The following is a 25,189-nucleotide window of genomic DNA, read 5'->3' as shown; positions in this document are numbered from 1 at the left end:
GGCGCGGGCCTAAGCTCGGGAGATCATGGACGATGCGCACCGCGCGGAGCTGCGTGCTCTGCTGGATGAGCGGGCGGCGCAGGTCGAGAAGACCCTCGCCGCGCTGGCGGCCGACCTCGATGCTCTCGCCCAGGCTCGCGGCGACGCGACGGCCGACGACGAACACGATCCCGAAGGCGTGACGCTGTCGGGGGAGTGGTCGCGCTTACAGGGACTGCGCACCGAGCAGCTGCGCGAGCGCGACGATCTGGCCGCAGCCCTCGTGCGGTGGGATGCCGGAACCTACGGTCTGTGCGAAGGATGCGGTCGCCCGATCCCGGTGGGGCGGTTGCGGGTGCGCCCGATGGCGACGCTGTGCGTCTCGTGTGCCCAGAGCGCGCGCGGCTGACCGGCGGCGGGCTGATCAGGGTTCCCACGCGCGCAGCAGCACCCGCAGCAACGCGCCGAGCTGGGCCTGCTGCTGCGGGGTGAGCGCGGCCAGCAACTCAGCCTCATCGGCGAGCTGGCGCGGCAGCAGGTCATCGATCAGTTGTCGACCCTTCTCGGTCAGTGACACGCGAGCCGCCCGGCCGTCGAGGGGGTCGGCGGTGCGCTGCACCAGGCCGAGCTCGCCGAGCCGGTGCAGACGCTTGGTGGTCGCCGCCGGCGAGCCGACGATGCCGCGGGTCAGATCGCCGGGTCGCAAGGGGAGCAGGCTGCGTCGCAGCTGGCTGAGCAGATCGAACTCCGCCCGGGTCAGACCGGCCGCCGTCATCGCCGCGTCGCTGCGCTCCTGTGCGAGTCGGGCTGCCAGCAGGATGCGGCCCATCACGGCGATCGGTGCGGTGTCCAGCTCAGGCCGCATCTGCGCCCAATCGGCGCGGATGCGGTCGACCATGTCTTCATCGTCCATTGAAAGCCCTTCACTTGTGAAGTATTATAGTTCACAAGTAAACGAAATGTGAGGAGTTCGGTGAGGGAATTCGGCGTTCAGCTGCTGCGAATCGGACCGAATGCGGGGGCGCACCGTGTCGCCCTCCGATGCGCGGTCAGTGTCGGCATCCCGATGCTCGTGCTTCTGGCGACCGGGCGGCTCGACCTTCTCGGCGCCGCCGCCTTCGGCGCCTTCGCCGCCGTGTTCGGCCGCGACCTCGCCCCCGTGGCGCGGCTTCGCGTGCAGGCGATCACCGGGGCGGGTCTGACCGCGGCGGTGACCGTCGGGTTGGCGGCGGCGCACCTGCCGCTGCGCCCGTGGTCGAGCACCCTGGTGGTGGTCCTGGTCGCGGTGGCGGCGACCGTGCTCGGCAACGTCGTGCGGTGGAAGCCGGCGGGGCCGCTGTTCTTCGTCTTCGCCTCGGGCGCCTTCGCGTCGGGACCGGCGCTGGGCGGCTGGGCGTCGGCGCTCGTGGTCGCGGTGACCGCCGGCACCGCGAGCTTTGCGGTGCTCGTGGGCATGGCGGGAGCCGTGGTGCGGGGGCGAGGCCGCCTGCGCGGAGGACCGCGGCAGGCGCCCTGGCACGGGACGTGGCGGGATGCCGCCGGAGGTGGCGTGCTCGTCGACGTCGTGGTGGCGTCGTCGCTGGCCGGTGCCGTGGCGATAGGTCTGGGACTTCATCACGTCTATTGGGCCGTGCTCTCGGCGGTCGTACCGGCGTCTGTCTCGCTGCGCGGGCCGTGGCTGGTGCGCGGGACGCTGCGGGTGGTGGGCACGGCGGCCGGTCTTGTCGTGGCCGCGGCCCTTCTGATGCTGCAGCTGCCGGGATGGGCCCTGGTGCCGGTCGCGCTCGGGCTGCAGCTGGGTACGGAGATGTTCGTGCAGCGCAACTACGGTGTCGCGATGCTTTTCATCACGCCCCTGGCGCTGCTGATCGGCAACGCCGCACGCCCGGGTCCGATGGGCGAACTGCTGTCGGACCGCTTCTGGGGCACGGCCGTGGGTATCGGAATCGGCCTGGCGGTGCTGGGCGTGCGCGCTCTTTCGGTGCGTGCGGACCAGACCGTGCTCAGCTGACCGGACGTCGGCGCTGCAGATCGCGGGCGGCCTCACCGGGCGAGCGGTCCAGGAAGCGCTCGGCGAAGACAAGATCGTAGCCGGCGTGCTGGGTGCGCCCGGCACGCAGCGTGGCGGCGGTGTGTTCGGCCTTGGCGGGAGCGGTGGACAGGAACGTGTCGTAGCGGCGCAGCCGGATGCCGAGCCCCTCGCCGGTCGCGCCGATCCGGTCGACGTCGGCCCAGGGGATACGGCCGGCTCCGGTGATCCGAATGCCGGAGTCGTCGGCGACCAGCACCACGGAACGACGCCACTGGCCGATCAGCGAAACGCCCCCGCCGAACCCGAAGAAGCCGATTGCGGCGATGCCGACGACGAGGTTGAGCGTCTTGGTCGGCGCCAGCGCCAGCACGACGATCCCCATTGCGGTGAAGAGCACGCAGATCACGAGGAGGACGACGAGATTGCGGCGGGAAGAGACGATGGTGAGGGCATCAGCGGAATCGGCCACACCACCACGGTAGACGGATGCCGGGAACATCGCGGGCGCAGGGCGGGTTCTGATAACCTGGAGTGTCATTCGCGTGACCGCACGGTGCGCGCACGTGACATCGCAACACAATCCGCTTCGCTCCGGCATCCACGACGTGTCCCTTTCGGGGGGCACGCGCGCGCCGGGGCCCGATTCCTGAACCTACAAGGACAACCCACTACATGACTACCGCAACGACCGCCCCGGCCACCACGCAGGTCGCCATCAACGACATCGGATCTGCTGAGGACTTCCTGGCCGCGGTCGAGAAGACCCTGAAGTTCTTCAACGACGGCGACCTCATCGAAGGCACCGTGGTGAAGATCGACCGCGACGAGGTGCTCCTCGACGTCGGGTACAAGACCGAGGGCGTGATCCCCTCGCGTGAGCTTTCGATCAAGCACGACGTCGACCCCAACGAGGTCGTCAACGTCGGCGACCAGGTCGAGGCCCTGGTCCTTCAGAAGGAGGACAAGGAAGGCCGCCTGATCCTCTCCAAGAAGCGCGCCCAGTACGAGCGTGCCTGGGGCGACGTCGAGAAGATCAAGGAGAACGACGGTGTCGTGACCGGTCAGGTGATCGAGGTCGTCAAGGGCGGCCTCATCGTCGACATCGGGCTGCGCGGCTTCCTGCCCGCCTCGCTCATCGAGCTGCGCCGCGTGCGCGACCTGACCCCGTACCTGGGCCAGGAGCTGGAGGCGAAGATCCTCGAGCTCGACAAGAACCGCAACAACGTCGTGCTGTCGCGCCGCGCCCTGCTCGAGCAGACGCAGTCCGAGTCCCGCACGAACTTCCTCAACAACCTGCACAAGGGTCAGATCCGCAAGGGCACGGTCTCGTCGATCGTCAACTTCGGCGCGTTCGTCGACCTGGGCGGCGTCGACGGTCTGGTGCACGTCTCCGAACTCAGCTGGAAGCACATCGAGCACGCCAGCGAGGTCGTCGAGGTGGGCCAGGAGGTCACGGTCGAGGTTCTCGAGGTCGATCTCGACCGTGAGCGCGTCTCGCTGTCGCTGAAGGCGACGCAGGAGGACCCGTGGCAGGTCTTCGCCCGCACGCACGCGATCGGCCAGATCGCACCGGGCAAGGTCACCAAGCTCGTTCCGTTCGGCGCGTTCGTGCGTGTGGCAGACGGCATCGAGGGCCTCGTGCACATCTCGGAGCTGTCGGGCAAGCACGTCGAGCTGGCAGAGCAGGTCGTGTCGGTGGGCGAAGAGGTCTTCGTCAAGGTCATCGACATCGACCTCGAGCGTCGCCGCATCTCGCTCTCGCTCAAGCAGGCGAACGACGCCGTCGACCCGTTCGGCACCGAGTTCGACCCGGCCCTCTACGGCATGGCCACCGAGTACGACGAGAACGGGGAGTACAAGTTCCCCGAGGGCTTCGACTCGGAGACCAACCAGTGGAAGGAAGGCTTCGACGAGCAGCGCGAGAAGTGGGAGCAGGAATACGCTGCCGCCCAGGCGCGCTGGGAGGCCCACAAGGCTCAGGTCGCGAAGGCGGCCGAGGCCGAGGCCACCGGCTTCGGCGCCGCCGAGGCGTCGTCGTCGTTCTCCAGCGAGTCCACTCCGGGTGGCACGCTGGCCGACGACGAGGCTCTCGCCGCACTGCGTGAGAAGCTCTCGGGCAACTGAGCCGACGAAGAGCAGTCGAAAGGGTCGGGGCCGCGAGCCCCGGCCCTTTCCGCGTCTGGACGCACAATGAGCCGCCGAGGCGCTACGGTCGCAGTATGCACGAGCCTGCGACCGGGCCGCTGGGGGTCGACCGCACACGCGAGCGCAGCGCGCTGCTGAACCAGCTGATGCTGGCCTGTGTCGTTCTGGTGGTCACGTTCCTGGTGCTGGCGGGTGAATTTCCCGGCGATGTCGCTTTGTTCTTCGCGGGCGCGCTGGGGGTGTTCGTCATGACGGGGGTCACCCTGGTCGTGCCATGGGACCGCGTGGCACCGCCCTGGCTGGCACTCGTGCCGGCCGTCGACATCCTGGCGATCGGCGCTATGCGCATCTCGAGCACGCTGTCGGGGTTCGGCCTGTTGTGGGTCTTTCCGGCGATGTGGCTGGCGGCGGGGTTCGGTGTGGCCGGCATCATCGGGGGAACGGTGGCCAGCACGGGGCTGTTCGCCCTCGCCGTCGCGCACGACTATCACGCGGGCGTCGAGTACGGCACACTGCTGTTCCCGTTGACGGTGCTGGCGGTGAGCCTGGTGACGTTCGTGACTGCGCGGCGCTCGAGCGCGCAGCGCGCTCTGCTGGACCGACAGGCACGCGTGCTCGTGGATGCGCTGCAGCGCACCCGGCAACAGGAGCAGGAACTGGCCGAGGTGCTCGACGCCGTCGACTTCGGCGTCGTGCGGATCGAGGCAGACGGCGCGGTGGCCGTTGCCAACGACGCGCACGAGCGTTTGCAGCACGCGCTCGGCGACGATGCTCCCGACGCCTACGGACCTGACGGCACCACGCAGCTCGCGCCGCCCGAGCTGCCGTTGGCCCGGGCGCGGCGCGGTGAGGCATTCGATCATCAGCTGGTCTGGTTCGGCCCGCCCGACGGGCGCCGGCAGGCGCTGAGCGTGACGGCACGGCGGCTCAGGCTGCCGAGCGGGGCCGATGTCGGGGCCGTCGTCGTCTCCAGCGACGTCACCGCCGAGATGACGGCGTTGCGCGCGCGCGATGAACTCGTCGCCTCTGTTTCGCACGAACTGCGCACACCGCTCACATCGATCCTCGGCTTTCTCGACCTTGTCTTGGAAGACCCCACCGTTCCCGCCGAGGCACGGGCCCGGGTCGAGGTCGCCGAGCGCAACGCCGAGCGGCTGTTGAAGATCATCGGCGACATCCTGGCCGCTTCGCAGCGCACCCACGACGCCACCACGCAACTGAGCATCGAACCGGTCGAGGCCGATGTCGCCGAGATCGTGCGGCGCGCCGCGGAGTCGGCGATGCCGCGTGCGCGGGAGCGCGGCATCGAGGTGGATGACACCGACGTCCGGCCGGTGCACGCTGTCGTGGATCCTTCGCGGCTGCGGCAGGTGCTGGACAACCTCATCGCCAACGCCATCGCCTACAACCGCGAGCGGGGCAGGGTCAAGCTGGCCACGCACGGCTTCGGCTCCGATGTCCGGATCACCGTCCACGACACCGGGATCGGTGTCACTGCCGCCGATCTGCCGCAGCTCTTTCAGCGGTTCTATCGCGCGCGCGCCGTGCGGGAAGCCCATCTTCCCGGCACCGGACTGGGGCTGGCGATCAGCCGTGACATCGTGCGGGCGCATGATGGCGACATCTCGGTGGAGAGCACCCCCGGGGTGGGCACGACGTTCACCGTACGGTTGCCGAAGGGTGGCCCGAGCAGCCAGGAGCGCATCGATGAATCTTGATCTGGCCTCTGTGCTGGTGATGACGGCGCTGGTCGTCGCCGTGAGCAGCATCGTCTTCATCGCCGAGACGGTGATTCGGCGCGACGACGGCGTGGGCCGCGTCTGGGCGGTGGCGTTTCTGGCGGCCCCGGTCGCGCTGCTGGCGTATCTGGTGTGGGCCTATGACCGTTCGGCGTGGTGGGCGATCGCCGTCGGCAATGCGGCGTTCGTCACGACGATCTCGGCGATCTGGCTGGGATGCCGACGCTACAACGCCCGCGCGAGCCGCGCCGCCGCCGCGGCGGCGGGCGTGGCAGCGGTGGTGACCGCGGTGATGGTGGTGGTGGCGGGCCCACAGGGCGGCGACTGGGCAGGCGCGCGCACCATGTTCACCCTGCTCGCAGTGTTCAGCACGCTCGGGTGCGTGGAGTGTCTTCGCGGCGCACTGCGGGCCTCGCGCACGGCCTGGGCGCTGGCGGTGGTGCTGGGCCTGTATGGCGTGTACTGCGTGGTGCGTCTGGTGGTGTTCAGTGTAGAGGGTCCGAACGGACCCTTCTTCCAGATGTGGTTGTCGACGATCCCGTCGAGTTTCGTGACAGTGACATTCACGATCGTGTCGCTGGTGGCGGCATCCGTCCTACGCGCCGGACGCACTCCGGTGCGCGGTCTGCAGGAGATGGATGCTGCGCGCGGGCGTGCGGCGCGCGAGATGGCACGGGCGACCGGGGCCGACAGCGGCGTACTGGTGGCCGAGCAGTTCTGGATCGCTCTGCAGGGCCTTCTCACGCGCGCTCAGTGGCACGACGAACTGGTCGCTGTGCTCGCCGTGCGCATCGACGACCTCGCGCAGATTTCGCAGGCGTTCGGCAGCGAGGCGGCGCAGGAGGTCGCGCAGGCATGGCGTCGCGGGGTGCGCCACAGCGCACCCGCGGCAGCACGGGTGGGCGAGGACGGCCAAGGACTGCTGCTGGTGACCAGCGTGGTCGGATCTGCCGCCGAAGCGCGGCGTCTGGCGGTTCGCATTTCGCGCGGCGTGTTCGAGCAGCTGCAGGCCGTTCCCGGTGCCATCCTGCCTGCCGTGGGAGTGGGAGTGGCGCTCAGCGACACGCAGGGCCCCGACGTCGACCGTCTGGTCAGCGCCGCCCGCGCGGCGTCATTGGGCGGTGAGGCGGTATCCGACACCGCGGACGGTTTCGATCCACCGCGGCTGTGACGGGTTCTCACCAAGCTTGCGGCGCAGATTCGCCATGTGCACCTCGATGGCCCGGGCATCGCTGTCGCTGACGAAATCAGAGGCGCCCGCATGCGTGCCGCGCAGGGCCCGCGCCAGCTCCTTCTTGCTGCGTACGCGACGCCCCGAGCTCATCAGCTCGGCGAGCAGATCGAATTCACTGCGGGTGAGCACGAGCGGAGAGTGGTCCTCCTCGACAAGATGCATCTGCCGATGCAGGCGCAGACCGCGATGTTCGAGCCATCCGTGGTCGGCGCTCGGCGGCGCATCCGCTCCGGGTGCCAGCAGATGGGTGCGCGGTCGTCGCAGCATGGCGTCGATGCGCGCCCGCAGCTCCCGAGGCCGGAAGGGCTTGGCGATGTAGTCGTCGGCGCCGGCCTCCAGCCCCTGCAGCGCATCGATCTCGGCGCTGCGGGCGGTGAGGATCACCAGATACGTGGAACTTGCCGCCCGGATGCGGCGCGCGGTTTCGAAGCCGTCCATGCCCGGCATGTTGATGTCCAGAGTGGTCACCAGCGGCGCGTACTCGCGCACCAGCGACAGTCCGGTGGCGCCATCGGCGGCGGCGCGAACCGCGAAGCCGGCCTGCGTGAGTACCGTGGCCAGCAGATGACGGATGTCGCGCTCGTCCTCGATGACGACCGCGCTGCGCACTTCTCCCACGTCCACCATGGGCTCTCCCCCCTGCGGTCAGGATATCCGACACGCTGCGTGCGGTGGGTGGACGTGGCATCCTCGAAGGCATGCCGCTGATTGCGCTCACCGGGGGAATCGCCTCGGGAAAGTCCACCATCGCCGACCGCCTCGCCGCCCACGGCGCCGTCGTCGTCGATGCCGATGCGATAGTGCGCGAGGTGCAACAGCCGGGCTCGCCGGTGCTGACCGACATCGCCGAGGCGTTCGGCGAGGGGATGCTGCACCCCGACGGCTCTCTGGACCGTGCGGCCCTGGGCGCTCGTGTGTTCGGAGAGCCCGATCTCGTCGCGCGGCTGAACGCCATCGTGCACCCGGCCGTGAAGGTCGAATCGCTGCGCCGCTTCGCCGCGGCCTTCGCAGCGGACCCCTCGGCGGTGGTCGTCTACGACGTGCCGTTGCTGGCCGAGGCGCGCGCCGACGACGACTGGGACCTTGTCGTGGTCGCGCATGCGCCGGCCGCGGTGCGCGAGCGACGACTGATCGAGCTGCGCGGGATGACGCAAGAACAGGCGCGCGCCCGCATCGCCGCACAGGCCGGTGACGACGAACGACTCGCGCTCGCCGATGTCGTGATCGACACCGCGGCCTCGATCGGCGAGACGCTCGCACAGGCAGATGCGCTCTGGGAGCGAGTGTCGGAGACCCGACGTAGCCTGGAGTGATGCAGACCACACGCTCCGTCCGGCCCTTCGAGGTCGTCAGCGAATACGTGCCCAGCGGTGATCAGCCGCAGGCCATCGAGCAGCTTGCGGCGCGCATCAACGCGGGCGAGACCGACGTCGTGCTGCTGGGGGCGACCGGCACCGGCAAGTCGGCGACGACGGCGTGGCTGATCGAGAAGGTCCAGCGGCCCACGCTGGTGCTCTCGCACAACAAGACGCTGGCCGCGCAGCTGGCCAACGAGTTCCGCGATCTCATGCCCAACAACGCGGTCGAGTACTTCGTCAGCTATTACGACTACTACCAGCCCGAGGCCTACGTGCCCCAGACCGACACCTTCATCGAGAAAGATTCGTCGATCAACGCCGAGGTCGAGCGGCTGCGTCACTCGACGACGAACTCGCTGCTGAGCCGTCGCGACGTGGTCGTGGTCTCGACGGTGTCGTGCATTTATGGTCTGGGCGCGCCCGAGGAGTATCTGCGCGCGATGGTGGCGCTGCAGGTGGGCGAGCGTTACGACCGTGATGCGCTGATCCGTCAGTTCATCGCCATGCAGTACAACCGCAACGACGTCGATTTCTCGCGCGGCAACTTCCGGGTGCGCGGCGACACCATCGAGATCATTCCGGTGTACGAGGAGTACGCGATCCGCATCGAGCTGTTCGGCGACGAGATCGAGGCGCTGTACATGCTGCATCCCCTCACCGGCGATGTGGTGCGCACCCTCGATTCGGTGCCCATCTTCCCGGCATCCCACTACGTCGCCGGCACCGACGTGATCCACCGGGCGATCGGCACCATCGAGGCAGAGCTCGCTGAGCGCCTCGCCGAATTCGAGCGGCAGGGCAAGCTGCTGGAGGCACAGCGGCTGCGCATGCGCACGACGTTCGACCTCGAGATGCTGCAGCAGCTCGGCTTCTGCTCGGGGATCGAGAACTACTCCCGCCATCTCGACGGCCGCCAGCCGGGCGAGCCGCCGCACACCCTGCTCGACTTCTTCCCCGACGACTTCCTGCTGGTCATCGACGAGTCGCACGTGACGGTGCCGCAGATCGGTGCTATGTACGAGGGGGATGCCTCGCGCAAACGCACTCTCGTCGAGCACGGGTTCCGGCTGCCCTCGGCGATGGACAACCGTCCGCTGCGCTGGGACGAGTTCAAGCAGCGCATCGGGCAGACCGTGTACCTGTCGGCGACGCCCGGCCGGTACGAGATGGGCATCGCCGACGGCGTCGTCGAGCAGATCATCCGTCCCACCGGGCTGGTCGATCCGCAGATAGTGGTCAAGCCCTCGAAGGGGCAGATCGACGACCTGCTCGAAGAGATCCGGGTGCGCGCCGAGCGTGACGAACGCGTGCTGGTGACAACTCTGACCAAGAAGATGGCCGAAGAGCTCACCGACTTCCTCGGCGAGCACGGGGTGCGGGTGCGCTACCTGCACTCCGACGTCGACACGCTGCGTCGCGTCGAGCTTCTCACCGAACTGCGCGCCGGAGTCTACGACGTGCTGGTCGGCATCAACCTGCTGCGTGAGGGCCTCGACCTGCCCGAGGTGTCGCTGGTGGCCATTCTCGACGCCGACAAAGAGGGCTTCCTGCGCTCGGGCACCTCGCTCATCCAGACGATCGGGCGTGCAGCGCGCAACGTGTCGGGGCAGGTGCACATGTACGCCGACAACATGACCGACTCGATGCGCAACGCGATCGATGAGACCGAGCGGCGTCGGGAGAAGCAGATCGCGTACAACACCGAGCACGGCATCGACCCGCAGCCGCTGCGCAAGCGCATCGCCGACATCACCGAGGTGCTCGCCCGCGAGGGCGCCGACACCGCGGCGATGATGTCGAAGCGGGATGCCGCGAAGATGAAGTCGGGCAAGGGCAAGAGTCCGACGCCGCGGCTGCGTCGCGAGGGGCTGGCCGCCGAGGGCGCGCAGCAACTGGAAGACACCATCGGCGACCTGACCGGCCAGATGCTCGCCGCGGCCGGCGAGCTCAAGTTCGAGCTCGCGGCGCGGCTGCGCGATGAGGTCCAGGATCTGAAGAAGCAACTGCGGGCGATGGAGCGGGCCGGGCACGCCTGAGCGCGCCGCGGGCATCCGATAGCGTGAGCGTGTGAGAACCCCGAACGGCCGCGGTCTGATGATCGGCGCGGTCGTGGCGGCCGGTGTCGTGGTGGTGCTCAGTGTGCTGGCCGCCGGGCCGGTACAGGTCGAGGCGCCGCGATGGAGCCCTGCACCGGTGACTCCGACGCCGATCGAACTGCCCGGGGCCGGGCCCGGGCAGCTGGCGCCGACTGCCGAGCCGTCGCCGATCGTGGCGACCGTGTTCGGCATCGTCTTGCAGGTGCTTTTCTTCGCCGGCGTGGCCGCCCTGCTGGCGGTGCTCGTGGTCTTCATCGTGCGACGCATCCAGCAGCGCCGCCGACTGGTCCGCCGCCGCCGTGCCGTCCAGACCGAGGGCGGCGGCGTGCTCGGCTCCGCCGACGGTGCTGTTCCTGCGCCGGTCATGCGGCGCGGAATAGCCCGCGCGCTGCAGGTGCTCGACGCAGACCGAGAGCCGTCGGATGCCGTGATCCAGGCATGGCTCGGACTGGAGGAGACGGCCGCCGATGCCGGCGCGGGGCGCGCTGCCGCCGAGACGCCGGCCGAATACACCGCTCGCATCGTGCAGAGGTTCGACACCGATCGCGAGGCGGCGCAGGCACTGCTGCGGTTGTACCAGGACGTGCGGTTCGGCGCCCGTGCCGCCGACGCGGCATCGGTCGCGGCAGCACGCGAGTGTCTGGTGCGCCTGCAGGCATCATGGCACGAGGCCGAGGTGGCATCCCGATGAAGGCACTGGCGCGAACGGCCGGGGGCGCAGTGGTGCCGGCAGTGCTGATCGGTGGTGCGCTCTGGTTCTTCGGGGTGACATGGCCGTTCGCCGTCGCCGCGGCGGCGCTCTTCCTCGCGGGAACCCTGGCATGGCTGGCCCACACCGGCGCAGCCCTGCCGCTGTATCCCGAGGCCGACGCCGACCCGCGCCCGGGCACCCGCTTCGAGCTCGTTCAGACGGCATGGTCCCTGCGCGGCCGGCACGGCGAGATCACCGATGCCGGGCTGAAGCGACTGCGTGGCTTCGCGCGCCGCCGCCTGGCTCGTCGCGGCTGGGACCTCGACGACCCTGCCGACGCCGGTGCCGTGCGCGGCGCGCTCGGCGACCGAGCCTGGACGACCCTCATGCGCAACGACGGCGTGCGCCTCAGCGATGTGGAGCACTGCCTGAGCATGCTCGAATCCCTTCCCAAGACAGGAGAACATTCCTCGTGACAGACACCGACGACGCACTCGAGCCCTATGCCCCGGCGCAGGTGGGCGAGCTGGCCCGCCGCATCCTCGACGAGATCGGCACCGTGGTCATCGGACAGGAAGGCCCGCTGCGTCTGGCTCTGGCGGCGATCCTCGCCGGCGGGCATGTGCTTTTCGAAGACGTGCCCGGGCTGGGCAAGACGCTGGCCGCGCGGTCGCTGGCACAGGCATCCGGGCTCGCCTTCCGTCGCCTGCAGTGCACGCCCGACCTGCTGCCCAGCGACATCACCGGTTCGTACGTGTATGCGCCCGACGCCGGTACGTTCCAGTTCCGTCCCGGCCCGGTGTTCACCGGGCTGCTGCTGGCCGACGAGCTGAACCGCACGGCGCCCAAGACGCAGTCGGCGCTGCTGGAGGCGATGGCCGAGGGGCAGGTGACCGTCGAGGGCGACAGTTTTCCCCTGCCGCAGCCTTTTCACCTGATCGCCACGGCGAATCCCATCGAGTACGAGGGAACCTACGCGCTTCCCGAGGCACAGCTCGATCGGTTCCTCGTGCGGTTGAGCGTCGGGTATCCCGATCGGGCGGGGGAGGAGCGCATCCTGCAGAACCGCATCGATCGCCGCACCGAGGTGGCCCATGTCGCCCAGGTGGTCGATCCGGCCCGTCTGCGGGCCATGCAGGCGGGCGTGGAGCGGGTGCACGTCGACCCCGATGTGCTGCGCTACTGCGTCGACCTGGCAGCGGCCACCCGCACCGACCTCTCGGTCGAGGTGGGCGCGTCGCCGCGCGGCTCGCAGGCTCTCATGCTCGTCGCGCGTGCGGTGGCGGTGATCGACGGACGCGACTACATCACACCCGATGACATCAAGCGCGTCGCGGTGCCGGTGCTCGCGCACCGGCTCACCCTCACCCCCTCGGCGTGGGCGAACGGCACCGACCCCGCGCGGGTGGTCGAGGCCATCGTCGCATCGGTAGCGGTTCCGCCGTCGATGGCGCGGGCCGGCAGCAGCTCCTGATGCGCCGTATCCCCACCCCGGCCATCGCCGCGGGCATCGGCACGGCGGTGCTGATGCTGGCCGCTGCGATCGGGTTCGGCCGCCCCGACCTGGCGGTGGCAGGGGTGCTCCTGGTGATCGCCACCGCGGCGGCCTCATCGGCTCCGCGCAGCGGCGAGGCGGTGCTGCACCTGCAGCGAGGCGAGGCGCGCAGCGACGCCGATGGGCAGGGCATGATTCTGCCGGTGCGGCTCGAGGTCTCGGCGCCCGGCGCCGAGCTCGTCGTCGTCACCGTCCAGTCGCCCGGTCGTCGCGCCCGGCGCACGGTGCTGGCAGGCTCGACGACAGCGGTGTCGGCACGGGTGCGCACGGTGCATTCGGGCGACCAGGATCTGCTGACGGTCAGCGGTACCACCGTGGGGCCGGACGCGACGTGGACGGCGGCGATGGGGCCGTCGCAGACTCTGCGGGCCCGCATCGACCCGCACGCACGCGTCGTGCGCGATCTGCCGCTGCCCCGGGTTCCGGCGGGGCTGACCGGCGGGCACGATGCGCCCCGCCCCGGCGACGGCGGCGAGTTCCGCGACATCCACCCGTTCGCCCCCGGTGATCGACTGCAGCGCATCGACTGGAAGGCCACCGCGCGGCTCGGGCGGCGGCCCGGAGACCTGTACGTGCGGCGAACGATGGCCACCAGCGATATCGATGTCGCCCTCGTGCTGGACGACGGCGACGATCTGACCGGCAAGGTCGGCGACTGGGCGCACGGTGACCGTGCGCTGGGGCTGCCCTCGTCGATGGATGTCGCGCGTGAGGCGGCCTGGAGTCTGGCCCGGGCCTATCTCGACCGGGCAGACCAGGTCTCGTTCCAGGTGCTTTCGCGGCTGTCCACTGCCGTTCCCCGCGGCTCGGGGGCACGCCACCGCGAGCGCCTGCGTGCGGCGATCGCCGTCGTCACGGCCCAGCAGCGCATGTCGCGCATGCGCACCCCGGCGGTGCCGTCCTCGGCGCTGGTGGTGCTGCTGTCGACGTTCCTCGACGATGAGCCGGTGCGGCTGGCCGGATTGTGGCGCGCCGGCGGGCACCGCGTGGTCGCCGTCGACGTGCTTCCGCAGCTGCGCACCGAGCGGCTGCGTCGTGAAGAGATCGCCGCCGCGCGCATGGTGCTCGGCGCGCGCGCCGACCGGCTCGCCGAGGTACGTGCCATGGGCGTCGACCTGCTGGCGTGGGATGTCGCGCCCGGGGCGCGTGCGGCAGCGTTGCGGGCGATGACGCGGCAGCGGAGGCGGGGATGACGCGCGACGACACCGTACGGATCACCGCGGGGCGCACCGTGCCCCTTCCGCTGATCCCGGCGGCAGGTGTCGTCGTGGCCGCGGCATCCTTCCTGCTGATCCCGTTGCCGTACGCGATCATCGTGGTGTGCCTGGCCGCGGTCGGAGCGCTGGTGCCGCGCACCTTCACGACCTGGGCGGCCATCGTCGTGCTGGCCTTGGCCCAGCTCGCGCACCCGCTGGCTTTCGACGCTCGTGCGAATGCTCTGCTGCTGGTCGTGCACCTGCTGCATGTGATCGGTGCGCTGTCGCTGGCGCTGCCGGCCACCGGGCGACTGCAGCTGCGCGCGCTGGTCGGGCCGGCACGGCGCTGGCTGCTGCTGCAGCTGCCGGCGCAGGCGCTGCTGCTGATCGTGCTGGCCGCGATCGGGCTGCCTCTGGGCGGCGTGGTCCCGGCGGGCGCGGTGGCGATCGTGGCAGCCGTCTGCGTGGTGGCGATGGTCGTCCTGGTGCGGCTGCTGGCCGCGCGGCGGTGACCGTCTGTTCGCCGCGAGCGCAGGGCCCTCGGGGCTTGCCCGGCCCAGTGTCGGTGCCCCCACCTAGACTTGGTCGGTGCCCATTGTCCCTGTCACCAGCCCCGGAAACGTCGCCGGAAAGCTCAGCGTTCGCGGCGCGCGCGTCCACAATCTGCGCAACGTCGATCTCGACATTCCGCGCGATGCGCTCGTCGTGTTCACCGGCCTGTCCGGTTCCGGAAAGTCCAGCCTCGCCTTCGACACGATCTTCGCCGAGGGGCAGCGTCGGTACGTCGAATCGCTGAGCGCGTACGCGCGGCAGTTCCTGGGTCAGGTCGACCGTCCCGACGTCGACTTCATCGAAGGGCTGAGCCCGGCCGTCTCGATCGATCAGAAGTCCACGAACCGCAACCCGCGCTCGACCGTGGGCACGATCACCGAGATCCACGACTACATGCGTCTGCTGTGGGCGCGCATCGGCGTGCCGCACTGCCCCGAGTGCGGCGAGGTCATCCAGCGGCAGACCGTGCAGCAGATCGCCGATCAGCTCATGGAGCTGCCCGAGCGCACGCGCTACCAGATCGTCGCGCCGGTGGTCACGCAGAAGAAGGGCGAGTTCGTCGACCTCTTCAAAGAGCTCTCGGCCAAGGGATACGCGCGCGCCGTCGTCGACGGGGAGCTGGTGCAGCTGGCCGAGCCGCCCGCACTGAAAAAGAGCTACAAGCACGACATCGCCGTGGTCGTCGACCGGCTGGTGGCGGCCGCGGGCATCCTCGAGCGCGTCACCGACTCCGTCGAGACCGCGCTGGCACTGGCCGACGGCATCATGCAGGTCAACTTCGTGGACGAATCCGGGGATGCCGCATGGCAGAGCTTCTCCGAGAAGCTCGCCTGCCCCAACGGGCACCCGCTGCAGCTGACCGAGATCGAGCCGCGCACCTTCTCGTTCAACGCACCCTTCGGTGCCTGCCCGGCGTGTTCGGGTCTGGGCACCCGCATGTCGGTCGACGTCGAGCTCATGCTCGGCGACGAAGACCTCTCCCTGGCCGAGGGCGTCATCATCCCGTGGACGACGCAGGGCAAGGGTCTGTTCCAGTACTACGAGCGCCTGCTGTCGGGGCTTGCCGATGATCTCGGGTTCTCGCTGGAGACCCCGTGGCGAATGCTGCCGCAGAACGTCAAAGACGCCGTGCTGCACGGCGACAACTTCAAGGTCACGGTGCGGTGGAAGAACCGCTACGGGCGCGAGATGCGCTACACCTCGGGTTTCGAGGGCGTCGTGCCCTACATCGAGCGGCAGTACATGCAGGCCGAGTCCGACACCTCGCGGCAGCGCTGGGCGGAGTATCTGCGCGAAGTGCCGTGCCCGGTGTGCGACGGCGACCGGCTCAAGCCCGAGGTGCTCGCGGTGACCGTGCATGGGCACTCCATCGCCGCGGCATCCCGCCTCAGCCTCGCCGAGGCGCAGGACTACTTCGCGAACCTGAAGCTGACCGATCGCGAAGCGAAGATCGCCGCGCAGGTGCTGCGTGAGATCCGCGTGCGGCTCGACTTTCTGGTGCAGGTGGGATTGAACTACCTGAACCTCGGGCGATCGGCGGGGTCACTGTCGGGCGGCGAGGCGCAGCGCATCCGGCTGGCCACGCAGATCGGCTCGGGTCTGACCGGCGTGCTGTACGTGCTCGACGAGCCCTCGATCGGCCTTCATCAGCGCGACAACCGACGCCTGATCGAGACCCTCGAGACCCTGCGCGACCTGGGCAATACGCTCATCGTCGTCGAGCATGACGAAGAGACCATCCACGCCGCCGACTGGATCGTCGACATCGGCCCGCGCGCAGGCGTCGACGGCGGCAACGTCGTGCACTCCGGTCCGCTCGCCTTGCTGCTCGAAGAGCGGGAATCGCTCACCGGCGACTACCTCGCCGGTCGGCGCGAGATCCCCACCCCGGCCCGGCGCCGCAAGATCGACAAGAAGCGCCAGCTGTCGGTGGCCGGCGCCCGTGAGAACAACCTGCAGAACGTGAACGTCGACTTTCCGCTGGGCGTGTTCACCGCCGTGACCGGGGTGAGCGGCTCGGGCAAGTCGTCGCTGGTCAACGACATCCTCTACCAGGTGCTCGCGGCACGGCTCAACGGCGCCCGCACTGTTCCCGGCAAGCACACGCGCGTGACAGGCCTCGACCACCTCGACAAGGTGGTGCACGTCGATCAGGCGCCCATCGGCCGCACCCCGCGATCGAACCCGGCCACCTACACCGGGGTCTTCGATCGCATTCGCACGCTGTTCAGCGAGACGCCGGAGGCGAAGGCGCGGGGCTACCGGCCCGGCCGATTCAGTTTCAACGTCAAGGGCGGCCGCTGCGAGGCCTGCTCGGGCGACGGCACCATCAAGATCGAGATGAACTTCCTTCCCGATGTGTACGTGGACTGCGAGGTGTGCCACGGAAAGCGGTACAACCGCGACACGCTTGCCGTGCACTACAAAGGCAAGAACATCGCCGAGGTGCTCGAGATGCCCATCAGCGAGGCCGCCGAGTTCTTCGAGCCCATCCAGGCCATCCACCGCTATCTGAAGACGCTCGTCGATGTCGGACTCGGCTACGTGCGGCTCGGGCAGTCGGCCACCACCCTGTCCGGCGGTGAGGCGCAGCGCGTCAAGCTCGCGACCGAACTGCAGCGTCGCTCCAACGGCCGCTCCGCGTATGTGCTCGACGAGCCGACCACCGGGCTGCATTTCGAAGACGTGCGGCGTCTGCTCGAGGTGCTCAATGGTCTGGTCGAGAAGGGCAACACCGTCATCGTCATCGAGCACAACCTCGACGTGATCAAGTCGGCCGACTGGATCATCGACCTCGGGCCCGAGGGCGGCTCGGGCGGCGGCACCGTGGTGGCCACCGGCACGCCCGAACAGGTCGCGCGTGCCCAGGGTTCGCACACCGGCGCGTTCCTGGCCGAGATCCTCGACGGGGCCGGGCAGCAGCGCAAGGCGGGCTGAGGCGATGGCCGATCAGCTCGCCTACAAGCCCAAGCAGGGCGAGATCCCCACCGAACCCGGCGTGTACCGGTTTCGCGATCGCGACGGGCGCATCCTCTACGTCGGCAAGGCGAAGAATCTTCGTTCCCGGCTGTCGAACTATTTCGCGCCGCTGCGCACGCTGCACGAACGCACCCGCCGCATGGTCACCACCGCCGCGTCGGTGGAGTGGACCGTCGTCGGCAGCGACGTGGAGGCGCTGCAGCTGGAGTACATGTGGATCCAGGAGTACAAGCCGCCCTTCAACGTGCGGTACAAAGACGACAAGTCGTACCCCTACCTGGCTGTCACGCTCGCCGATGAGGCTCCGCGCGTCATCGTCACGCGCAACCACAACATCAAGGGGGCGAAGTACTTCGGTCCGTACCCGAAGGTGTGGGCGGTGCACGACACCATCGACGAGATGATCAAGGTGTTCCCGATCCGCACCTGCAGCGACTCGTCGTACAAGAAGGCCATGGCCACCGGCCGCCCGTGCTTTCCCGGGCAGATCGGCCGGTGCGGTGGCCCGTGCTCGATGCGGGTCAGCATCGAAGAGCATCGCGCTATCGTCGACGACTTCATCGCCTTTCTCTCCGGCGGTGACGAGCGGTTCCGTCGCGACCTGACGCGCCGGATGAAAGAGGCCGCTGCCGCGCTGGATTATGAGGCGGCCGCGGAGTATCGCGACAAACTCCAGTCGATCGACGCGGTGCTCTCCAAGAGCGCCCTGGTTCTCGCCTCCGACATGGACGCCGACCTGTTCGGCGTCGCTGAAGACGAACTCGCCGCCGCCGTGCAGCACTTCGTGGTGCGCGGCGGCCGCGTGCGCGGCGTGCGGGCCACGACGATCGAGAAAGAACTGGACATCTCCGGCGCCGAGTTGATCGATCAGGTGCTGCAGCGCGTGTACGGGGCTGCGGCATCCGCCGACATCCCGCGCCAGATCCTCGTGCCGTCGCTGCCCGACGACGTCGACGAGCTCGAAGCGTGGCTGCGCGAACGACGCGGCAAGAAGGTCACCATCTCGGTCGCCCAGCGCGGGCGCAAGGCAGAGCTGATGAAGACCGCCACACGCAATGCGCAGCAGGCGCTGATGCTGCACCGCACCCGGCGAACGAGCGACTACGTCGCCCGCACGCAGGCGCTGACCGACCTGCAAGAGGCCCTGGGCCTGGCCGAGGCGCCGCTGCGCATCGAGTGCTACGACATCTCGCACCTGTCCGGCACGAATGTGGTCGCGTCGATGGTGGTGTTCGAAGACGGTCTGCCCCGCAAAGACCAGTACCGCTCGTTCTCGATCGCCGAGACGACCGACGACACCGACTCGATGCATCAGGTGCTGCTGCGCCGGCTCGCTCGGCTCGACGACCCCGACGAGCAAGAGCCCGAGACCGACGGCAAGCGCAAGCGGTTCTCGTACCCTCCGCAGCTGCTGATGGTCGACGGCGGCCTGCCGCAGGTGGCCGCCGCCGCACGTGCACTGGCCGAAGCGGGCCATTCCGAGATCGCCCTGTGCGGCATCGCCAAGCGCCTCGAAGAGGTGTGGCTGCCCGACCAGGAGTTCCCGGTCATCCTTCCGCGCACCTCCGAGGCGCTCTACCTGTTGCAGCGGCTGCGTGATGAGGCGCATCGCTTCGCGATCACCCACCAGCGCAAGCGCCGCAAGCGCGACATCACCACGGTGCTGACCGAGGTGCCGGGGCTCGGCCCCGCGCGCAGCAAGGCGCTGCTGCGGCAGTTCGGCTCGGTGACGGCGCTGCGCGAGGCCACCGTCGAGCAGATCGCCGAGGTACCCGGCGTCGGCCCCGCCACCGCGGCCGCCGTGCAGCGGCGCCTGGCCCAGCGGTAGGCGCGCTCGATAGGCTGGACGCGAGCCGAAACGGGGGAGCCATGGCCGAGACAGCATCGGAGAGCTCGGGCGAGATCATCATCGTCACCGGGATGTCGGGGGCCGGCCGCTCGACGGTGGCGAACGCGCTCGAAGACATGGGCTGGTATGTCGTGGACAACCTGCCGCCACAGATGCTCAAGCCGCTGCTGGACCTGTCCGGTCTGGCCAGTGAGGCGCTGCCGCGCGTCGCGGCCGTCGTCGATGTGCGCGGCGGTGCGTTGTTCACCGAGCTTCCCGAGGTGACCCGCGCGCTGCGGGGGGCCCGGGAACAGCTGCGGGTGGTGTTCCTGGATGCCTCCGACGATGTGCTCGTGCGACGCTACGAGGCGGTGCGGCGGCCGCATCCGCTGCAGGATGACGGGACGATCGTCGACGGCATCCGCCGGGAACGGCAGCGGCTGGCCACGGTGCGCGAGAGCGCCGACGTGGTCATCGACACCAGCGATTTCAATGTGCACCAGCTCGCGACGCATGTCGTCGAGCTGTTCAGCGACCGGGGCGCCGCCCGTCATGCGCTGACAGTGCTCAGCTTCGGTTTCAAATACGGTCTGCCACCCGACGCCGACATGGTCGCCGACATGCGGTTCCTGCCCAACCCGTACTGGCAAGACGAACTCCGCGCGCTCACCGGTGAAGACGACGCGGTGCGCGAGTACGTTCTCGCCCAGCCCGGCGCCGAGGACTTCCTGGACACCTACACGCGCGCCGTGGCCGATGTGCTGGCCGGATATCAGCGCGAGAACAAGCGCCACAGCGTGCTCGCGGTGGGCTGCACCGGCGGAAAGCATCGCTCGGTCGCGATGGCCGCCGAACTCGGCAGGCGCCTGCAGGACGTTGCCGGCGTGGCCGTGCGCGTCGCGCACCGGGATCTGGGCCGCGAGTAGCGGGTAGGCTGGTTCCTCGTCCCGATCCCGCCCGCACCTGAGGAGACCCGTGCCGCTGACCGCAGACGTGAAAGCCGAGCTCGTCGTCGTCAGAGATCCGCGGCCGAGCGCTCGGGTCGCCGAGCTCACGGCGCTGCTGCGCCTGTCGGGCGGCCTGCACTTCATCGCCGGCCGCGTCGCCGTGGAGGCCGAGGTCGACTCCGACGTGTTGGCCCGGCGCACCGCGCGCGAGATCGCCGAACTGTACGGCGTGCGCCCCGAGCTCGCGCAGATGCAGGGGTCGGCGGGTCCGCGCTTCGTCGTCCGCGTCATCGAGGCGGGCGAGACGCTGGCGCGGCAGACCGGCCTGCTCGATCAGCGCCGGCGCCCCGTGCGTGGGCTTCCGAACCGGCTCACCACCGGCTCGCGCGGCGATCTGGCAGCGGTGTGGCGCGGCGCGTTCCTGGCGGCGGGAACGCTCAGCGATCCGGGTCGCTCTGCCGCGCTGGAGATCACTTGTCCTTCGTCGGAGACGGCGATGGCCTTGGTCGGTGCCGCTCACCGGCTGGCGGTGACTGCCAAGGCGCGCGAGGTGCGCGGCGTGCCGCGGGTGGTGGTGCGCGACGGCGAGGCGATCCGGGCGGCGCTGGCCGCGATGGGTGCGGTGCAGTCTGCGGCGGCGTGGGAGCAGCTTCGGCAGCGCCGTGAGGTGCGTGCCGGCGTCAACCGTCTCGTGAACTTCGATGACGCGAATCTGCGCAGATCGGCACAGGCGGCAGTGGCCGCGTGCGCCCGGGTCGAGCGGGCGTTGGAGATCCTCGGCGACGAGGTCCCGGAGCATCTGCGCGAGGCCGGGCGGCTGCGGCTGGACCATCGCGATGCGAGCCTTGACGAACTCGGCCACCACGCCGACCCCCCGCTGACCAAAGACGCCGTCGCGGGGCGCATCCGCCGATTGCTGGCGATGGCCGACAAGAAAGCCCAGACCGAGGGGATCCCCGGGACGGAGTCGGCCGTACCGGCCGGTGCCGTCGACTGACACGCTCACTAGGATGAGAACGTCACCCTCGCCGCGTCCGGGGACGACCTGGTCTCCGCTGATGGCGCGGCACCGACAGGAAGAAGAGAACATGGCGAAGTACACCTTGCCCGACCTCCCTTACGACTACGCCGCGCTCGAGCCGCACATCAGCGCGAAGATCATGGAGCTTCACCACGACAAGCACCACCAGGCCTACGTGACCGGTGCCAACACGGCGCTGGACAAGCTCGCCGAGGCGCGCGAGTCCGGTGACCTGGGCGCTGTCAATAAGCTCGAGAAGGACCTTGCTTTCAACCTCGGTGGCCACGTCAACCACTCGATCTTCTGGACCAACCTGTCGCCGAACGGCGGTGGTGCGCCCGAGGGCGAGCTGGCTGCGGCCATTGATGAGTTCTTCGGTGGCTTCGACAAGTTCCAGGCTCACTTCACCGCTGCTGCCACCGGCATTCAGGGATCGGGCTGGGCCGTGCTCAGCTGGGACCCGATCGGCGAGCAGCTGATCATCCAGCAGCTGTTCGACCAGCAGTCGAACACCGCGCAGGGGACCGTACCGATTTTCCAGCTCGACATGTGGGAGCACGCCTTCTACCTCGACTACCTGAACGTGAAGGCCGACTACGTCAAGGCGGTCTGGAACATCGCGAACTGGCAGAACGTGCAGCAGCGCTTCGACGCCGCGCGTGAGAAGACGGCGGGCCTGCTGGTACTGTCATAGCCAGCGCAGGCGTCCCGGTGGGAGCCCGCCGGGACGCCGTTGTCCCACCCCGTGAAAAAACCGCGCATTCGCGCACGACACCTGGGAGACATTCCGTGACCGTCAAGATCGGAATCAACGGCTTCGGCCGCATCGGACGCAATTTCCTCCGCGCGGCCCTCGCGCAGGGCGCTGACATCGACATCGTCGCTGTCAACGATCTGACTGACAACAAGACCCTGGCGCATCTGCTCGCCTACGACTCGGTCGGCGGCCGTCTCGGGCAGGAAGTCAGTTACGACGGCGACGCGATCACCGTCGGCGGCAAGGCCATCAAGGTCTTCGAAGAGCGCGACCCCGCGAACCTGCCCTGGGGCGAACTCGGCGTCGATATCGTCATCGAGTCGACCGGCCGGTTCACCAAGGCCGTGGATGCCGGCAAGCACATCGCCGGCGGTGCCAAGAAGGTCATCATCTCGGCGCCGGGCACCGACGTCGACGGCACGTTCGTCATGGGCGTGAACGAAGACACCTACGACGCGGCCACGATGAACATCATCTCCAACGCGTCGTGCACCACGAACTGCCTCGCGCCGCTCGCGAAGGTCTTCGAGGACGCCTTCGGCATCGAGCGCGGCTTCATGATGACCGCGCACGCGTACACCGCCGACCAGAACCTGCAGGACGGCCCGCATGGCGACCTGCGCCGTGCCCGCGCGGCGGCGATCAACATCGTCCCCGCCTCCACCGGCGCCGCCAAGGCCATCGGTCTGGTGCTCCCCGAGCTCAACGGCAAGCTGAGCGGCTCGTCGTACCGGGTGCCGGTGCCCACCGGCTCGATCGTCGACCTGACGATCGTCACGCCCCGTGAGGGCCTGACCGTCGACGAGGTCAACGCCGCCTACCAGAGCGCGGCCGCCGAGGGACGCCTGAACGGCATCCTGAAGTACACCGCCGACCCGATCGTCTCCAGCGACATCCAGCTCGACCCGCACTCGTCGATCTTCGACGCCGGGCTGACCAACGTCAGCGGCAACCTCGTCAAGGTGTCCAGCTGGTACGACAACGAGTGGGGCTACTCCAACCGCCTCGTCGACCTCACCGAGTACGTCGGCGAGCGTCTCTGAGTCGACATGGCTCTGCACACCCTCGACACCCTTGCCTCACGCCTGGGCGGTCCGCTGGCAGGTACGCGCGTCATCGTCCGTTGTGATCTGAACGTCCCGCTCAAGGACGGCGTCATCACGGACGATGGCCGCGTGCGTGCATCGGTACCCACGCTCCAGGCCCTCATCGACCAGGGCGCACGTGTTGTCGTGTGCTCTCACCTGGGCCGCCCCGACGGTGCGCCCGACCCGAAGTACAGCCTCGCCCCGGTGGCGCATCGGCTCTCCGAGCTGTTGGGCGCGCCGGTCGCTTTCGCGACCGACACGGTGGGCGCCTCGGCACGCGAGACCGTGGCGGGCCTGGCCGACGGCGAGGTCGCAGTCATCGAGAACCTGAGGTTCAACCCGGGCGAGACGTCCAAAGACGACGCCACACGTGAGGCGTTCGCACGCGAACTCGCCGAACTCGGTGCTGCACTGGTCTCGGACGGCTTCGGTGTCGTGCACCGCAAGCAGGCCAGCGTCTACGACCTGGCCCGGCTGCTGCCTTCGGTCGCGGGTCTGCTGATCGCTGCCGAGGTCGACGTTCTGGACCGCTTGACCGAAAAGCCCGAGCGGCCGTACGCGGTCGTGCTGGGCGGTTCGAAGGTCAGCGACAAGCTGGGCGTGATAGCGCATCTGCTGCCGCGCGTGGACAAGCTGCTGGTGGGCGGGGGAATGATGTTCACGTTCCTCGCGGCACAGGGGCACGCCGTCGGTGCGAGCCTGCTCGAGAAGGATCAGCTCGACACCGTCCGCGGCTACCTGGACACCGCACGGGAGCGGGGGATCGAGATCATCCTTCCCGTGGATGCGGTGGTGGCGGCATCCTTCGACGCGTCTGCCGACCACGTCGTGGCCGACGCCGATGCCCTCGAAGACACCCCGTTCGGGGCGTCGGGACTGGGCTTGGACATCGGGCCGCGCACCGCGGAGGCCTTCGCCGCTGCGATTCGCAGCAGCACCACGGTGTTCTGGAACGGGCCGATGGGCGTGTTCGAGATGCCGGCGTTCGCGGCCGGCACCAAGGCGGTCGCGCAGGCGTTGACCGAAGTGAACGGGCTGAGCGTGGTCGGCGGGGGAGACTCCGCCGCCGCCGTGCGTCAGCTCGGGTTCTCAGATGACAGCTTCGGCCACATCTCCACAGGCGGAGGCGCGAGCCTCGAGTTCCTCGAGGGCAAGAAGCTTCCCGGACTGGAGGTGCTCGGATGGGAGCAGTGACCCGTACGCCGCTCATCGCCGGCAACTGGAAGATGAACCTCGACCACCTGCAGGCGGTGGCCCTGGTGCAGAAGCTGCACTGGACGCTCAAGGACGCCAAGCACGACGCCGACTCGGTGGAGGTGGCCGTTTTCCCACCGTTCACCGATGTGCGCACCGTGCAGACGCTGCTGGACGCCGACAAGATCCCGTTCGCCCTCGGTGCGCAGGATCTCTCGGCGCATGACTCCGGTGCCTACACCGGAGAGGTGTCGGGGGCCTTCCTGGCCAAGCTCGACTGCCGTTATGTGATCATCGGGCACTCTGAGCGTCGCGAGTACCATGCCGAGACCGACGAGGTCGTGGCCGCCAAGGTCCAGGCGGCGTTGCGGCATTCGCTCGTGCCGGTGATCTGCGTGGGCGAGACGGCCGAAGACCTGCAGACCCACGGTGCCAGCGCCGTACCCGTCGCGCAGCTGACCGCTGCACTGGCAGGCGTGGCTGCCGGCACCGAGGTCGTGGTGGCCTATGAGCCGGTCTGGGCGATCGGATCGGGTCAGGCGGCGACGCCGGAACAGGCCCAGGATGTCTGCGCCACGCTGCGCGAGGTGGTCGCCGAGTCCATCGGTGCAGATGCGGCCGAGCGCACACGCATCCTGTACGGCGGATCGGTGAAATCGGGCAACATCGCCGGTTTCATGCGTCAGCCCGACGTCGACGGTGCGCTGGTGGGTGGAGCGAGCCTTGTCGTCGACGAGTTCGCCGCGATCATCCGCTACCAGAAGCACGTCGGAGTGTGAGCACGTGCGGCGGGGCATC

23 protein-coding genes are annotated in these 25,189 nt (G+C 69.1%); 20 read left to right on the top strand and 3 right to left on the bottom strand.

Annotated elements, in window-relative coordinates; genetic code table 11:
• The first annotated feature begins 25 nt into the window (after positions 1 to 25).
• Complete coding sequence (locus tag ET475_RS17370; protein WP_129393251.1) at positions 26 to 388, top strand: TraR/DksA family transcriptional regulator; 363 nt, start codon at positions 26 to 28, stop codon at positions 386 to 388.
• A gap of 15 nt (positions 389 to 403) precedes the next feature.
• Here the strand turns inward: ET475_RS17370 and ET475_RS17365 are convergent, their stop codons facing one another.
• Positions 404 to 892, bottom strand: a complete 489-nt coding sequence (locus ET475_RS17365; RefSeq protein ID WP_129393248.1) for a MarR family winged helix-turn-helix transcriptional regulator — start codon at positions 890 to 892, stop codon at positions 404 to 406.
• A gap of 153 nt (positions 893 to 1,045) precedes the next feature.
• On the opposite strand from ET475_RS17365, the gene ET475_RS17360 reads away from it, so the two are divergent.
• Entirely contained in the window at positions 1,046 to 1,990 is a 945-nt protein-coding gene (locus ET475_RS17360) for an FUSC family protein (RefSeq protein WP_165310984.1), read from the top strand.
• Here the strand turns inward: ET475_RS17360 and ET475_RS17355 are convergent.
• Positions 1,983 to 2,480: an STM3941 family protein gene (locus ET475_RS17355; RefSeq protein ID WP_129393242.1), complete on the bottom strand. Its 498-nt coding sequence runs from the start codon at positions 2,478 to 2,480 to the stop codon at positions 1,983 to 1,985. The two genes, ET475_RS17360 and ET475_RS17355, sit on opposite strands and share 8 nt — an antisense overlap.
• A 203-nt stretch (positions 2,481 to 2,683) precedes the next feature.
• Here ET475_RS17355 and rpsA point away from each other — a divergent pair, with 203 nt between their 5' ends.
• The 3 genes from rpsA to ET475_RS17340 all read left to right on the top strand — a co-directional run bounded on the left by rpsA (position 2,684) and on the right by ET475_RS17340 (position 7,066).
• Entirely contained in the window at positions 2,684 to 4,135 is a 1,452-nt protein-coding gene (rpsA, locus tag ET475_RS17350; RefSeq protein ID WP_129393239.1) for a 30S ribosomal protein S1, read from the top strand.
• A 95-nt stretch (positions 4,136 to 4,230) separates the two neighbouring features.
• Positions 4,231 to 5,874: a sensor histidine kinase gene (locus ET475_RS17345; RefSeq protein ID WP_129393236.1), complete on the top strand. Its 1,644-nt coding sequence runs from the start codon at positions 4,231 to 4,233 to the stop codon at positions 5,872 to 5,874.
• Positions 5,864 to 7,066, top strand: coding sequence for a diguanylate cyclase domain-containing protein (locus ET475_RS17340; protein ID WP_165310982.1), 1,203 nt, complete (start codon positions 5,864 to 5,866; stop codon positions 7,064 to 7,066). The genes ET475_RS17345 and ET475_RS17340 overlap by 11 nt, the downstream gene beginning before the upstream one ends.
• Here ET475_RS17340 and ET475_RS17335 read toward each other — a convergent pair.
• On the bottom strand, positions 7,007 to 7,756 hold the full coding sequence (locus ET475_RS17335; protein WP_129393230.1) for a response regulator transcription factor: 750 nt from the start codon (positions 7,754 to 7,756) through the stop codon (positions 7,007 to 7,009). The genes ET475_RS17340 and ET475_RS17335 overlap by 60 nt on opposite strands.
• A 71-nt stretch (positions 7,757 to 7,827) precedes the next feature.
• Here ET475_RS17335 and coaE point away from each other — a divergent pair, with 71 nt between their 5' ends.
• From coaE to tpiA, 15 genes are all read left to right on the top strand, one after another.
• Positions 7,828 to 8,442, top strand: a complete 615-nt coding sequence (coaE, locus tag ET475_RS17330) for a dephospho-CoA kinase (protein ID WP_129394128.1) — start codon at positions 7,828 to 7,830, stop codon at positions 8,440 to 8,442.
• The gene (gene uvrB / locus ET475_RS17325; protein WP_129393227.1) at positions 8,442 to 10,523 is read left to right on the top strand and encodes an excinuclease ABC subunit UvrB; all 2,082 of its coding nucleotides are present in this window, start codon (positions 8,442 to 8,444) and stop codon (positions 10,521 to 10,523) included. The genes coaE and uvrB overlap by 1 nt, the downstream gene beginning before the upstream one ends.
• A 31-nt stretch (positions 10,524 to 10,554) precedes the next feature.
• A complete protein-coding gene (locus ET475_RS17320) occupies positions 10,555 to 11,274 on the top strand; it encodes a DUF4129 domain-containing protein (protein WP_129393224.1) in 720 nt (239 codons plus the stop codon).
• Positions 11,271 to 11,750: a hypothetical protein gene (locus tag ET475_RS18220; RefSeq protein ID WP_242497698.1), complete on the top strand. Its 480-nt coding sequence runs from the start codon at positions 11,271 to 11,273 to the stop codon at positions 11,748 to 11,750. Before ET475_RS17320 ends, ET475_RS18220 begins: the two co-directional genes overlap by 4 nt.
• Complete coding sequence (locus tag ET475_RS17315; RefSeq protein ID WP_242497697.1) at positions 11,747 to 12,748, top strand: AAA family ATPase; 1,002 nt, start codon at positions 11,747 to 11,749, stop codon at positions 12,746 to 12,748. The genes ET475_RS18220 and ET475_RS17315 overlap by 4 nt, the downstream gene beginning before the upstream one ends.
• Positions 12,748 to 14,022 carry a DUF58 domain-containing protein gene (locus ET475_RS17310; protein WP_129393218.1) on the top strand — a complete coding sequence of 425 codons (1,275 nt, stop codon included), beginning with the start codon at positions 12,748 to 12,750 and terminating at the stop codon, positions 14,020 to 14,022. Before ET475_RS17315 ends, ET475_RS17310 begins: the two co-directional genes overlap by 1 nt.
• The gene (locus ET475_RS17305) at positions 14,019 to 14,537 is read left to right on the top strand and encodes a hypothetical protein (RefSeq protein ID WP_129393215.1); all 519 of its coding nucleotides are present in this window, start codon (positions 14,019 to 14,021) and stop codon (positions 14,535 to 14,537) included. The genes ET475_RS17310 and ET475_RS17305 overlap by 4 nt, the downstream gene beginning before the upstream one ends.
• A gap of 76 nt (positions 14,538 to 14,613) precedes the next feature.
• Positions 14,614 to 17,514, top strand: coding sequence for an excinuclease ABC subunit UvrA (gene uvrA, locus ET475_RS17300; protein ID WP_129393212.1), 2,901 nt, complete (start codon positions 14,614 to 14,616; stop codon positions 17,512 to 17,514).
• Between the two features lie 4 nt (positions 17,515 to 17,518).
• A complete protein-coding gene (gene uvrC, locus ET475_RS17295; protein WP_129393209.1) occupies positions 17,519 to 19,384 on the top strand; it encodes an excinuclease ABC subunit UvrC in 1,866 nt (621 codons plus the stop codon).
• Positions 19,385 to 19,425: 41 nt separating this feature from the next.
• Positions 19,426 to 20,310 carry an RNase adapter RapZ gene (rapZ, locus tag ET475_RS17290; protein ID WP_129393206.1) on the top strand — a complete coding sequence of 295 codons (885 nt, stop codon included), beginning with the start codon at positions 19,426 to 19,428 and terminating at the stop codon, positions 20,308 to 20,310.
• 49 nt (positions 20,311 to 20,359) lie between these two features.
• The gene (gene whiA / locus ET475_RS17285) at positions 20,360 to 21,328 is read left to right on the top strand and encodes a DNA-binding protein WhiA (protein WP_129393202.1); all 969 of its coding nucleotides are present in this window, start codon (positions 20,360 to 20,362) and stop codon (positions 21,326 to 21,328) included.
• 91 nt (positions 21,329 to 21,419) lie between these two features.
• Entirely contained in the window at positions 21,420 to 22,046 is a 627-nt protein-coding gene (locus tag ET475_RS17280) for a superoxide dismutase (protein WP_129393199.1), read from the top strand.
• A 95-nt stretch (positions 22,047 to 22,141) separates the two neighbouring features.
• Complete coding sequence (gap, locus tag ET475_RS17275) at positions 22,142 to 23,152, top strand: type I glyceraldehyde-3-phosphate dehydrogenase (protein WP_129393196.1); 1,011 nt, start codon at positions 22,142 to 22,144, stop codon at positions 23,150 to 23,152.
• 6 nt (positions 23,153 to 23,158) lie between these two features.
• The gene (locus ET475_RS17270) at positions 23,159 to 24,391 is read left to right on the top strand and encodes a phosphoglycerate kinase (RefSeq protein ID WP_129393193.1); all 1,233 of its coding nucleotides are present in this window, start codon (positions 23,159 to 23,161) and stop codon (positions 24,389 to 24,391) included.
• On the top strand, positions 24,379 to 25,170 hold the full coding sequence (tpiA, locus tag ET475_RS17265; RefSeq protein ID WP_129393190.1) for a triose-phosphate isomerase: 792 nt from the start codon (positions 24,379 to 24,381) through the stop codon (positions 25,168 to 25,170). Before ET475_RS17270 ends, tpiA begins: the two co-directional genes overlap by 13 nt.
• The last annotated feature ends 19 nt before the right edge of the window (positions 25,171 to 25,189 follow it).

The sequence above is a fragment of the Microbacterium protaetiae genome, assembly GCF_004135285.1.
GTDB classification, from domain to species: Bacteria; Actinomycetota; Actinomycetes; order Actinomycetales; family Microbacteriaceae; genus Microbacterium; species Microbacterium protaetiae.
This window is presented reverse-complemented; position numbering and strand designations above follow the sequence as displayed.